Annotated in this window: 14 protein-coding genes; 7 read left to right on the top strand and 7 right to left on the bottom strand. The window is 56.0% G+C overall.

Annotated features, from left to right (window positions below; all coding sequences use genetic code 11):
- Positions 1 to 301 precede the first annotated feature (301 nt).
- The 3 genes from GDJ93_RS06200 to GDJ93_RS06195 all read left to right on the top strand — a co-directional run bounded on the left by GDJ93_RS06200 (position 302) and on the right by GDJ93_RS06195 (position 1,461).
- On the top strand, positions 302 to 688 hold the full coding sequence (locus tag GDJ93_RS06200) for a hypothetical protein (RefSeq protein ID WP_152068156.1): 387 nt from the start codon (positions 302 to 304) through the stop codon (positions 686 to 688).
- Between the two features lie 298 nt (positions 689 to 986).
- Positions 987 to 1,112 carry a hypothetical protein gene (locus GDJ93_RS10245; RefSeq protein WP_264297887.1) on the top strand — a complete coding sequence of 42 codons (126 nt, stop codon included), beginning with the start codon at positions 987 to 989 and terminating at the stop codon, positions 1,110 to 1,112.
- Positions 1,113 to 1,122: 10 nt separating this feature from the next.
- On the top strand, positions 1,123 to 1,461 hold the full coding sequence (locus tag GDJ93_RS06195; protein WP_226812504.1) for a PDZ domain-containing protein: 339 nt from the start codon (positions 1,123 to 1,125) through the stop codon (positions 1,459 to 1,461).
- Positions 1,462 to 1,563: 102 nt separating this feature from the next.
- Here the strand turns inward: GDJ93_RS06195 and GDJ93_RS06190 are convergent, their stop codons facing one another.
- Complete coding sequence (locus tag GDJ93_RS06190; protein ID WP_152068155.1) at positions 1,564 to 2,010, bottom strand: hypothetical protein; 447 nt, start codon at positions 2,008 to 2,010, stop codon at positions 1,564 to 1,566.
- A 245-nt stretch (positions 2,011 to 2,255) separates the two neighbouring features.
- On the opposite strand from GDJ93_RS06190, the gene GDJ93_RS10240 reads away from it, so the two are divergent.
- From GDJ93_RS10240 to GDJ93_RS06175, 4 genes are all read left to right on the top strand, one after another.
- A complete protein-coding gene (locus GDJ93_RS10240; protein ID WP_264297886.1) occupies positions 2,256 to 2,381 on the top strand; it encodes a hypothetical protein in 126 nt (41 codons plus the stop codon).
- 431 nt (positions 2,382 to 2,812) lie between these two features.
- Complete coding sequence (locus GDJ93_RS06185; protein WP_152068154.1) at positions 2,813 to 3,451, top strand: hypothetical protein; 639 nt, start codon at positions 2,813 to 2,815, stop codon at positions 3,449 to 3,451.
- Complete coding sequence (locus GDJ93_RS06180; RefSeq protein WP_152068153.1) at positions 3,448 to 4,173, top strand: metallophosphoesterase family protein; 726 nt, start codon at positions 3,448 to 3,450, stop codon at positions 4,171 to 4,173. Before GDJ93_RS06185 ends, GDJ93_RS06180 begins: the two co-directional genes overlap by 4 nt.
- Positions 4,173 to 4,910: a metallophosphoesterase family protein gene (locus tag GDJ93_RS06175; RefSeq protein WP_152068152.1), complete on the top strand. Its 738-nt coding sequence runs from the start codon at positions 4,173 to 4,175 to the stop codon at positions 4,908 to 4,910. Before GDJ93_RS06180 ends, GDJ93_RS06175 begins: the two co-directional genes overlap by 1 nt.
- A 30-nt stretch (positions 4,911 to 4,940) precedes the next feature.
- Here the strand turns inward: GDJ93_RS06175 and GDJ93_RS06170 are convergent, their stop codons facing one another.
- From GDJ93_RS06170 to GDJ93_RS06145, 6 genes are all read right to left on the bottom strand, one after another.
- On the bottom strand, positions 4,941 to 5,450 hold the full coding sequence (locus GDJ93_RS06170) for a DUF5067 domain-containing protein (RefSeq protein ID WP_152068151.1): 510 nt from the start codon (positions 5,448 to 5,450) through the stop codon (positions 4,941 to 4,943).
- Between the two features lie 34 nt (positions 5,451 to 5,484).
- A complete protein-coding gene (locus tag GDJ93_RS06165) occupies positions 5,485 to 5,694 on the bottom strand; it encodes a hypothetical protein (RefSeq protein ID WP_152068150.1) in 210 nt (69 codons plus the stop codon).
- A 2-nt stretch (positions 5,695 to 5,696) separates the two neighbouring features.
- Positions 5,697 to 6,389, bottom strand: coding sequence for a hypothetical protein (locus GDJ93_RS06160; RefSeq protein WP_152068149.1), 693 nt, complete (start codon positions 6,387 to 6,389; stop codon positions 5,697 to 5,699).
- 188 nt (positions 6,390 to 6,577) lie between these two features.
- Entirely contained in the window at positions 6,578 to 7,162 is a 585-nt protein-coding gene (locus GDJ93_RS06155; protein WP_193221469.1) for a recombinase family protein, read from the bottom strand.
- A 1,960-nt stretch (positions 7,163 to 9,122) separates the two neighbouring features.
- Positions 9,123 to 10,322, bottom strand: a complete 1,200-nt coding sequence (locus tag GDJ93_RS06150) for a relaxase/mobilization nuclease domain-containing protein (RefSeq protein ID WP_152068147.1) — start codon at positions 10,320 to 10,322, stop codon at positions 9,123 to 9,125.
- On the bottom strand, positions 10,319 to 10,843 hold the full coding sequence (locus GDJ93_RS06145) for a plasmid mobilization protein (RefSeq protein ID WP_152068146.1): 525 nt from the start codon (positions 10,841 to 10,843) through the stop codon (positions 10,319 to 10,321). The genes GDJ93_RS06150 and GDJ93_RS06145 overlap by 4 nt, the downstream gene beginning before the upstream one ends.
- Positions 10,844 to 11,049: the final 206 nt, after the last annotated feature.

Below are 11,049 nucleotides of genomic sequence, written 5' to 3'. Positions count from 1 at the left end.
TACGTAAATGGCCATAATTACATGCAAGCATGAACTATGGCCATTTACGATCTTGCTTTCTCTCACACGGGAAAAGAAGACAGGCAAAGCTGAGTTCCGCTTTGTGCGCGAAGCGGTTTCGCCTCTGAGAAAAATTCGGCGGACTTTTCCAAATCTTGTTTCGGAGGCCACTCCGAAGCTGAGGGGATAAAAATGAGCCGAAGCGAGAAAGTCGAAGCGACGTTGACCGCTGAAGAAAAGGAAATTCTTCAGCGCCTCTGCGGCGAAGCTGGTTGCACGGATAAGGCAGGGGTATTTTTCTTTGGCGAATAAATTTGGATTTCATGGCAAGGGGGGGGGTGGCGTTAAGGTTTTCATCGCTATATCAGTTGCCGTGTTCGCATTCTCTGCGCTATTTCTAAAAGTGGAGCGTTGCCAAAAAGATAGCGGAGGTGACTATTCACATTTGTGGTTCGTGAGCGGATCGGTGTTGAACGTTGGCAGCTCTGGCGATTTTACCATGTCGGTCGAAAGCGAAGATCCATATAACGACGGGTCTGATCGTCTGACCATTCTGGTTGATTCAGAACATACGCGCTATGTAAGCGATAGCCCCGTGAGCGTTGGGTCTAAAGTCAAGGTAGGCTATTTTCTCGATTCCCGAAAGAGAAATACGATTCGCTGCTCTTCTGTGGATGTGTTGGAATAAATTTTGAGTAACTATCAGTAAAAAGCTGCGAGCAAAGGCCGCTCCACGTGGGGCGGCCTTTTTGGTGGATAGACGTTGCGGAGGATGATTGATTGAGGTTTTTGCTCCGCATGGAAATCGAGTGAGGATTCTGTCTCGCGAGGGGCGTGTTTTGAGGCTCTTGGCGGTACGTAATTCTCGTTCGGCGTCTTGACGGGACAAAACCCTCGGTTGACTTTTCGTTATGCACGGAACCGGGACGTCCGTCGTAACGGTGGTGCTCTTGTATCCGTTTGAAATCGAGCGAAGGAGTACCGCTATGGAGCAATCGAGCCTATTTGATGACGGTGTGGACATCGATCTCGAAGCGCCTGCGAGCTTGGACGCCGCCGTACCAACCGATGCCCGTGCCCAGGCGGCAGCGCGCGTGACTCAGCACCGATAGCGGTGCGTATGTGGCGAGCGTCGTCGAGGACGGTCCCGCCGCCAAGGCCGGCATCCAGGAGGGCGATGTCATCACCAAGCTGGACGATGACGAGATTACGAGCGCTGATGGTCTGATCATCGCGCTGCGCAGCCACGAGGTTGGCGAGAAGGTTGAGATCACGCTCATGCGCGGCAAGGACGAGAAGAAGGTCACGGTCGAGCTGGGCTCCGACGAGGAGCTGCAGAACCAGCAGCAGAACGACAGCGCGACCGACACCGGCAACGGCGGTATTACCGACGAGCAGCTGCGCCAGTATCTGGATGAGCTGCTAGGCCAGCAGGGTCAGGGCTACGGCCAGGGCTACTAACGAGCCGTATCGCACATATCGAAGGATGACGATTCCAATACGGACGACACCAAAACCGGCATCGACGGCTCCATGGACGATTCGGATTCCAAATAGGCCCTGTTAGTTGAGCTGCTTCTTTGCCGGATTCGTATGCGAAACCGCTATACCCGCGGCAATTGCCATGAGGCAGCTCGCGACGAGTCCGAACTCATACTTCAAAACGTTTGTTGCGGTCAGGGCGATAATCAACACTGTCAGAATTTGCAGAACTATCGTTATTGCGAAGAGATTTATTCCTTGTTTGGCCGAAGTCGCTGAATGAGTCTGGCTTCGTTGATTCAGGTTGAAGCAGACAACAAAAGCGACCAGTTCGCTTGATAGGGGGCCGACTACATAGAAAAAGATTGCGTCAATGAAGCCTATAGTGTTGTAAGTTGTTTCGCCGGAAAACACAGCGTATAAAGCATATCCAAATCTTGGCTGATTCATGTATGAGTCCGAAAAGACGAAGAGCGTCAATATTGCTACTACCAGAAGTGCATTCAGGGCAAATCGTTTGCTTTTCATCGATCGCTCCTTCCGGGTGAACTTTATTATGTAATTATACAGCAGTCATTTGTTATTCAAAGAATTTGACTGTCCTAAATAACATGCACTTTCGCTGGAGGGTCGCTGTTTGGCGGCCCTCTTTTTTGCATAGGCGCGGTGGGATGGTAATATCGGGCGGGAGTCAGCCGCTCTGATAGAATCGTCCTTGCTGTCGGCAGCCCTCGTGCCGGGCAGAGCCCTCCATTTGATGGGAGGTGATGCCCATGACCGATTTCACCGAGCTCGTGAAGCTCCTGACCGCTATGGTCTCGCTCCTCATGGCCCTTGTCGGCCTTTCCAAGGCACTCAAGCAGGGCTCGAAGCCCAAAAAGAAAGGCCACCGTCGCTAAGACGATGACCTAACTTTCTAACGCAACGGCTCTGCCCAGCTCACTACAACTTGGGCTGCCGTCGGCACCATTCTACCCGCTTGACATTGCTGTTGTCGATGCGCCGTATCAAGAATCCACGGCAGCGCTCGTGGTTGCAAAACGGCCCAACAAATAGCGGCTATTAGTCAGTTGGGGGTGTCTAAAAGGCCTAATAGTTGCCAATAGTGGCCAGTTGGCAACGGATTTGGGCTATTAGTTCTAACAGTGCCTATACTATGACCCCACAAACTGGACACGGTTTTCTGCCCGCACGAGGTTTTAAAGTTTTAGCTGGAACAATCCGGCAGATTGGAGCACAGAACATGAGGTTCGAACGCCTCATGTCGCTCAAAATACGTCTCCTCAATTGCGCAAAGGAGAACGGTATTTAGCGACAAGGAGACAATGGAATGATCTGGTTCACCAGCGACACGCACTTCGGGCACGAGAACGTCCTGAAGTTCACGGACCGGCCGTGGGAGACGATTTGGCAGATGAACGATGCCATCGTCGACAACATCAACGGCAGGGTCGCCGTGGATGACGAGCTCTACATCCTGGGGGATTTCTCATTCAAGATGACCGCCCAGGACGCATACGGGCTGCGTAAGCGGATCGCCTGCAGGCGCATCCACCTCGTCCCGGGAAACCATGACAAGGACTGGACCCAGCCGGCGGTCGCGGGCGCGTTCACCGTGGAACCGCCGATCTGCGTGCTCAAGATCGACGGGCAGAAGATCGTCCTGTGCCATTACCCCATGGCCGACTGGCAGGGCATGAGCCATGGATCGTGGCACCTCCACGGGCACATCCACAGCAGCGGCGGCGCGTACAACGAGTTCAACCGCAAGCAGGGGCTCCTGCGCTACGACGTGGGCTGCGACGCCAACGGGCACTCCCCGGTGAGCCTCGACGGGCTGAGGGAATGGTTCGCCGGGGTCGACGAGCCGTGCGGCCGGGTGAAATGGCCCTGGTGGGTCAACGAGACCGGCGACAGGCAGGTCGAGCGCGAGCTGGCGGCTTACAAGCGGAAAGAGGCGATCCGATGACGGTCTATGTGACGGGCGACATCCACAGTGGGCTCGACATGCAAAAGCTCCGCGACTGGGAGCTTGGGGATGGCCTTACCAGCGACGACTATCTCATCGTTGCCGGTGACTTTGGCTTTCCGTGGAACTTTTCTGCCGAGGAATGCGCTGACATCGCTTGGCTCGAGTCGCGCCCCTACACGGTTCTCTTCGTGGATGGCAACCACGAGCGCTTCGACCACTGGGAGGAGCGTCCCATGGAACCGTGGCACGGCGGGCTGACGCAACGCCTGTCGGATACTTCGTCTATTCGGCGCCTGACGCGCGGCGAGGTCTTTGAGCTCGACGGTTCGACAATCTTCACCATGGGCGGTGCCACGAGCGTGGACAGGGAATACCGCGTGCCGTATTCCAGCTGGTGGCCTCAGGAGCTCCCGGACGAGCGCGATTTCGATGCCGCACGGGCAAGGCTCGACGAGGTCGCCTGGAAGGTCGACTGCGTCATCACCCATACCTGCTCGACGCGCATGCTCTCGCCGACGCTCTACCCGGACCCAGGCTGGGAACGCCCGGATGTGGACCGGCTGACCGGATTCCTCGACGAGCTCGATGACCGCCTGGACTACAAGCGCTGGTATTACGGCCATTTCCATCGCGATGCCAATCCGGACGAACGGCACACGGTGCTGTGTGACCGGATCGTGAGGCTCGGGGACAAACTCCTGCCGTGGGGTGCGTACTGATGGCTATCTATGTGACGGGCGACGTGCACGGCAGGGCCGAGTACGGGTCCAGCCGGTTTGCCTTCAAGAATTGGCCGCTGGGCCGCACGCTGACGCGTGATGATGTGGTAATCGTGGCCGGCGACTTCGGCTTTGTCTGGGATGGGTCCAACGCCGAGAAATACTGGCTCGACTGGCTCGAGTCGAAGCCCTGGACCACGTGCTTCGTTGACGGCAACCATGAGAACCATCACGCCCTGGCTGAGCTGCCGGTGCAGGAGTGGAACGGCGGCCTCGTCCATGAGGCGCGACCGCACGTGCTGCACCTGATGCGCGGCGAGGTGTACGACATCGCGGGGACCACGGTCCTCACCATGGGAGGTGCCGCGAGCAACGACAGACAGTATCGCAGGGAGGGGAGGAACTGGTGGCCCGAGGAGATACCGAGCGTGGAAGAGATGGGGCACTGCCGCGCCTCGCTCGATCGCGTGGGCTGGAAGGTCGACTACGTTGTGACTCACGAGGCTCCTGCCGACCTGGCAGAGCAACTATGCCGGGAGCGCGAACGCGAGTATCTGGACGACCGGCTGCAACGATTCCTTGGCGAGCTCGACGGGCGACTCGGCTGCCGCGCCTGGTTCTTCGGCCACTACCACGGCGACGAGTGGCGTGACGCCAGGCATCGCCTTATCTACCGAGACATCGTGCCGGTCGAAGATGCTGCGCCCGCTTCTAGAAACCTTCTAGAAGCGCTCTAGAAGGTTTCTAGAAATTAGGCGCCATATGGACTATTCCAATTCAAAAGTCTGGTCGAGGGAGTTCGACCCAGCACCCATCCCGTCGACTTTCACTTCGATGGGAGACATGTCGTTGAGGTCAAAAATCGACACACCGTCGCATTCGCCTCCCGGCGCAAGCCCTTGCGAAGAGAAGTGATCTTCCTGCAAATCGGCGGCAAACCCGCGAGATAGCATCTGCTTATTTTGATAAGCCGTGATGTAGCTACCAACAGCGCATGAATTTGCCGATCGGTTGTTAATGGCGTGCCAGCGAACAACGGCAACCTTCCCGCCATCGCCAGTCGAGGAATCATGCACCTCGACGCCGGTGACTGAATACTTCATCTTGCCGTAAACCCCGTCTTCCTGCGCGTTATCAGAATCGGCGACCTGAACTGCCGTCTGATGATCGTCTGCCTGGCTGCACCCAGAGGTCATAACTAGGGCGGCTGCCAGAACACCCGCAGCCCCAAAGTTCCGAGCTAGGTTGATTGCCTTTTTAACAGAGAGATGCTCCATCGATTACTCCAAACTTAATTGTTTTTGAATGCCATCAGCCAAACAGCCAAGCCCCAATGAGCATGACCACTGAAACTGCCGCAAGCGAAGCCCAGACGGCATTTTGACGGGTGATGACACCGCTGATGGTGAGCGGATTTGCGCCGGCACCATCAATGACAGTCCAGACGAGTGCCGTGACCAAAAAGACGACTAGCCCTGCCGTTATCAACTCACGGCGAGACGGCCTTAGCTTGTCGGACATATCTACACGCCCCTCGTCTGGGTCATGACCTCGACCTTGGCCTCGGCCACGGCCGCCCGCTGCTCGGAGGCGGCGAGGCGGTCCTTGAGGGCGGCGACCTCGGCCATCAGGTCACGCTGGGCGAGGAGGGAGACGTTGAGATCGGCCTGAGCCTTGGCTGCGGCGTCGACCGCGCCCCTCATGCTTTCAATTCGATCGTCTTTTGCGGCTGATTCTGCCAAGAGCTGATTGTTCTCGGAATCGAGCTTCTTGAGCTGCGAGAGGTAATCGGCGACGGTGGCGTGGAGCTCATCGTTCTCAATCTCCAAGCTCGCAGTATCCAGCTCGAATTTCTCTTTGATGGCGGCGACCTGCTCGACGCAATTAGATTTGATGCTCTGAATCTGTTCCGTTGCACTTTTCTTGGCGGCGTCGGCGTCCTCGCGGGCAGCACGAGCCTCCATCGCGGCGGCTTCGGCAGCGCCCACGATGATGCGCTTGACCCGCTCGACCGCCTCATCGAGGACGGCCGATGCGTCGAGCGCAGTCTTCATGCCGGGAGTGGCGTTAGGGTGGTAGCCGTCGACCAAGCGGGCGACGGTATCGGCCTGCGAGAGGCCAAGGCTCGTGCTGATGTCCTTTATGGCGTCACGGGTCTCCGATGAGACATTCAGACTGGTCATTTTCTTTTCGGACTGGACTTGGTTTTCGGCCATGATGCGGCACTCCAATCAACAACGGGCATGGCTCCGCCACGCCGTACGGCTGGGAACAAATACGCGGCCGCTGTTGAGTTGTGTTCGTCCTGCGATCGGTGAGTTCTAAAAAGGCGTCTCAAGTCATGCGTTCACGCAGGGTTTCAGTTGGAGAAATACCGCACTCTTATATAGTAGCGCACTCGGATTTATCTTCTGACGCCCACTAACCCGCGCTCGCGGAGCACGCGGTACAAGGTCGATTTCGAGATACCTGTTGCGGCGCAGATGTCGGGAATTGGCGTCTCACGGGCGAGGTAGAGCTTCACGGCAGCGTCGGCCTTGACGTCCGCGATGCGCGGGCGGCCCCCGACGTTGCCACCGCGGCTCCGTTTGACGGCGATACCCTCGGCCTGGCGCTGCCTGATCAGGTCGCGCTCGAGCTCGGCGGTGCAGGCATGGGTGCCCAGCACGAAACGGCCGAATGCAGTATCGAGGTCAACGGGCTGCTTCAGTGATATGAGCTTCACTCCTAAGTTCCTGAACATCAGGTCATAGTTCAGCAGCTGCCTGGTCGATCTGGTCAAGCGCTCCCAGGATTCGACCACCACCTCGTCGCCCGCCCGCATCTTCTTGAACAGGCGCTTCTGCTGCGTCCGGTCGCCGTCCTGGGCACCCGTGACCTTGTCCTTGTAGATATGGCCATAGGCCACGCCAGCGTTCACCAGAGCCTCGATCTGGCGGTCCAACCTCTGGTCTTTCGTGCTCACGCGAGCATATCCGTAACGTGTCATTTCAGCCTCCTGCCTCGTATTTGATTTTCCCATGGGAATTGACGCGGAGGTTTTGACACTGGGTTTTGGCACTCGACGTTCACGGCATCGAGGGTTCGACTTTCGAGTGCCAAGAGGCATACCTTTTGAGACTGTTTAATTTGAACAATAACAGAGGTGTACCAGTTAACCGGGGTAGTAGCAGATTCGGTTAGAATTGATGTCACGGCGCATTCCGTGCGCGGGCGGCCGACGATTTGATCGGAGGTCACCATATGCTGAAATTCCTTAACGCGCTGGCCGCTCTTGCAACGGTCGGCACGTTCATCATCGCGTTTTTAAACTCGTATGAGGTTCGGATTAAGGTCCGTAGGCGTACGCGCGGTGCGGACAGTGGACGGCATTTGCGCCACAAGCGCAAATAAGAATGCCCGGGGGTCGGAGCCCGGGCATTTAACAAAGACTGAAAACTAGGCCGCCCGCGCTCCATGTTGCTTACACGGGATGCGTCGTTTTCTGTTGTCATTCTACCCTCTTTGGGCAGATAAAACCACCGTACGCTTGGGTTCTCATGCGAGTTCATCCATCGTCCATGCGGCGTGATCGCAACAGTGGGAGCCGTCCAGGACAGCTCATCTTACAATCGAATGAATTGCAGCTGCCGAATTGATCTCCATAAACATGACGCGGCTGTAGAATGAAGCAGGGTCGAAACGAAGCAGTTCCCGGACAATTGGCGTCCGGCCAGACACTTCGGTTCGGCCCTTTCTCATGCGCATTTCTAGAAACGCCTAGTACGGATACAGGTCTGGACTAGGTCCACTCATCGCCAGCGACATGTATTCCGAAATGATTGCGAATCGCTTTTGATGCGGTGCCTGACGGCACCTATGATCCGCTCGCGAAGCTCGCTGACTTATATATCTCTTATTTACATCGCCCGGGGAGCGAAGCGACGCCGGCGCTGAGGGCTGACGGCTGGCACGCCTCGCGCTGATGACTTGCTGATTGTAATAACTGGTCGCGAGGTCTAATTAGCTTGGTGGTTGAATTGTTAGGCGGTGGAGCATCCACAGAATCCGGGCACAATCGTGGACCCTCCCTAAATCTTCGAAACCAGCATTGCAGCTGGGAAAGCCTCACCCGCCCCTTGGCCTTTTGCTCGACGATCTCGCGGGACTCCGCATGGCTACGCCCATGCATCCGGACCGTTCGTTTTAACGCGCCGGCCGTCCTCACCGGCACCCCCGTACATGGCGGAACCCGGGGTTGGGCTCAGAATCCGTCACGGCTGCATGCTCATCGTGATCCTCTTTGCTTGACGTTGCGGCTTATCACCGCGACACGTGTGTCGCCACACGGCTATCCAACCAACTCCTGATCTTCGGCTGTTCGCCTACTTTCCTGCAGTTTTCCAGCAGGACAATCGCTCTGAATCCGGCACGCCGTCTCCGCCCAGAAGGGCCGAGGCGGCGCAGGGGTCACATGGAGGGCACTACCCCCGTCGAAGTCTCCGTAGAGACGGGACAATGAACCTGTACAGCTCAGTCTCCGATTATTCGAGCCCTTGGCTACCTTTTTGAACGGGTCTTAAACCCGTGCCGACCGGGAACGGCATATGTCCGCTCCCATAAAAAATGGGAGCCGTGCGAGCCGGCTCCCATTTGCGTTTTCTAACTGTCATCCATAGCGTGACCTGCGGGTCCCTGCTATCATTGGATGTGCCAGGAGTGCTGTTTGCGTTTTTAGCACAACTGGCAAGTAGAAACGCGAGTTGGTAGCTCGCCTCTACACCGTGCGGAGGTGTTGGTAGCACCCGAGCACAATCTTGATGGTATCACGCCCGCCCGTCTTTTCGGCGGGCGGGTTGCCATTTTTTTATACCTCTACCTGCGGAAACTATAGTATACCTCAGTAACTCATGCCTCACCGCTCTACCGGGGCATGAGCGCTTTACTCCGCCTCGACAGGCAGTTCGAGGCTAGCGAGGCGTGTCGCCGCGAGCGTAATCGCCGCGATCGACGACGCGATCGTCCATCTGTCGCAACACGGCGCTACCGCTGTGCGCCTGGCCGGCGGCGCGAACGCGGTCGTCGCCGGCATCGACAACGCCGCCGGCGTAACGGTTGCGAATCTCCCTTGCGTAACCGCGCCGGGCAAGAAGCTCATCACGTACGGCGGGATCTTCGAGCAGATCTTCATCGCACTTCGGTGCAATGAATTTAGGAAATGAATTGTAGGAGACGCCCTTGCTCGCTTTCGCCTGCTCGACCCACGCCGAGTATGCTTTCTTGAGACGCTTGATGTAAATCTCACAACGTTTCTCGTATGGAAGGACTCGCTCGGCTTCCAACACGTTATTTCCGAAAGCCGTCTGCAACGACTTCAACGCGAACCGCCCGTCGAGACGGGTCAAGTTGAAGGTACATTTTGGATTACCGGCCTCTTTGATATCGAGATCTGTCGCATAGACTCGATTGTTCTTGATGAAAATGTCTACGCCCCATGAGGCAAGTAGTTTTTTGAACTGCTCCATATTCTTTGGGTGACCTTCATTGATTGCAAGATGGATTAGCTCGCGCAGATTGTTTTTATAACTGTACTCACCGCGACCGATAATCTCCTTTTCTGTGTCGCGCGGCTGGCGATCACGAATCTTCGAATTTTTCTTTCCCTTTTCAAGTTGAGTAAGATTCCAAGCCTCGTCCATTTCACGGACCCACGCAGCGCGTTCGTACTTTCCGCGTCGCCCACCCGTCTCGCAACGTTTGCCGGTCAGCAAATCGGTACGGTTGATCGCCATATGGACCGCGTAGCGTTTTCCCGCCTTATCGCTTTCCTCATGCAACGCGAGAATCACTTGTTGATGCGGATAGTGCTTCGCAAGCCATTGCTCCGCGTAGGCCAAACATGCATCGGGGGTCATCTTGCCTCCGTTGCAGCTGCACTCCTCGGGCAGAAACGCGAGAATCTGATGAAGCATGATTACGTTTTTGACTCCGGCTCTCGACGGCTTGTCGTGATGGAAAACCTTTCTGGTTCTATCCATTTTCGAAAACCAGTGGTCGCTCCATTCGATGTTCCAGCCACCACGCACAATCGCATCTTTTCCGTTGATGTATTTACGAACATTCTTTGCATAGCGCTCACTCGACACTCTTTTCTGTTTGATAACAGTCACTTCACATCACCACCGACGAAATAGCGCTTTTCAAGCTCGTCGATGAAACGGTCTAGCTTACGCCCAACTTGATAAACCTTCTCAAGTGTTCGAAAAACAGCTTTCTCGTTGTACGCGGGAAGCCCTTGGGCGTTCAAAAAGTACATGAGCTGATTGAGATTCGTTCCTTCCTTCAAAAGCTCGTGATAGATTTTGTCGATCGACGCCCGATCGACATCGATTTTCTCGACTCTCCCGACAAGAGCAGTGCGACGCATGAAGGCCGACATCGACACGCCGAGTTCAGAAGCGCGATTCTCAATGGATTTTTTCTCACTTGGCGAAACCCGGATGCGAATCATCTCAGTTCGCTCTTCGTCTTCAGTCAGATCGACCCCGCGAGTCACCGCGTCATCGGGACGCAGGAAATACCTAATCAGTTCGGCCTCAGACATTTGGGCCTTTTTGGAAAACGCAACAAGCGTTTTCTTTTCTTCTTCACTCAGCGTTGCCTTGACTGTGAACGGACGTTTCGTACTCACGGACAGCTCCTCGAAAATAAACCGCACACCGGAGAGGCCTCCGGTGCAAAACCAGCTATTCGATTCGCTTTCCTTTTCGAGTGCTTAAAAATCGCCGACGCGATTTGAAAACGTCTCGCGAAAACTTTACCGCCGTGAGAGGTGGTAAAGCAAGATGTGTGGGAAAACAAATGGCCCGTATGGGCCCATTTGTTGCCACCCACACC

It is taken from the genome of Collinsella aerofaciens, from assembly GCF_902501475.1.
Classification (GTDB): Bacteria; Actinomycetota; Coriobacteriia; order Coriobacteriales; family Coriobacteriaceae; genus Collinsella; species Collinsella aerofaciens_AL.
Note: the sequence above shows the minus strand (reverse complement) of the source record. Positions and strands in the feature narration are given on the sequence as shown.

What these genes read in the sequence shown, in the direction of transcription:
- GDJ93_RS06160 (WP_152068149.1), bottom strand. Translation starts at nt 6,389, where the DNA reads ATGGCCGAAAACCAAGTCCAGTCCGAAAAGAAAATGACCAGTCTGAAT.
- GDJ93_RS06165 (WP_152068150.1), bottom strand. Translation starts at nt 5,694, where the DNA reads ATGTCCGACAAGCTAAGGCCGTCTCGCCGTGAGTTGATAACGGCAGGG.
- GDJ93_RS06185 (WP_152068154.1), top strand. Translation starts at nt 2,813, where the DNA reads ATGATCTGGTTCACCAGCGACACGCACTTCGGGCACGAGAACGTCCTG.
- GDJ93_RS06180 (WP_152068153.1), top strand. Translation starts at nt 3,448, where the DNA reads ATGACGGTCTATGTGACGGGCGACATCCACAGTGGGCTCGACATGCAA.
- GDJ93_RS06155 (WP_193221469.1), bottom strand. Translation starts at nt 7,162, where the DNA reads ATGACACGTTACGGATATGCTCGCGTGAGCACGAAAGACCAGAGGTTG.
- GDJ93_RS06175 (WP_152068152.1), top strand. Translation starts at nt 4,173, where the DNA reads ATGGCTATCTATGTGACGGGCGACGTGCACGGCAGGGCCGAGTACGGG.
- GDJ93_RS06170 (WP_152068151.1), bottom strand. Translation starts at nt 5,450, where the DNA reads ATGGAGCATCTCTCTGTTAAAAAGGCAATCAACCTAGCTCGGAACTTT.
- GDJ93_RS10245 (WP_264297887.1), top strand. Translation starts at nt 987, where the DNA reads ATGGAGCAATCGAGCCTATTTGATGACGGTGTGGACATCGATCTCGAA.
- GDJ93_RS06190 (WP_152068155.1), bottom strand. Translation starts at nt 2,010, where the DNA reads ATGAAAAGCAAACGATTTGCCCTGAATGCACTTCTGGTAGTAGCAATA.
- GDJ93_RS10240 (WP_264297886.1), top strand. Translation starts at nt 2,256, where the DNA reads ATGACCGATTTCACCGAGCTCGTGAAGCTCCTGACCGCTATGGTCTCG.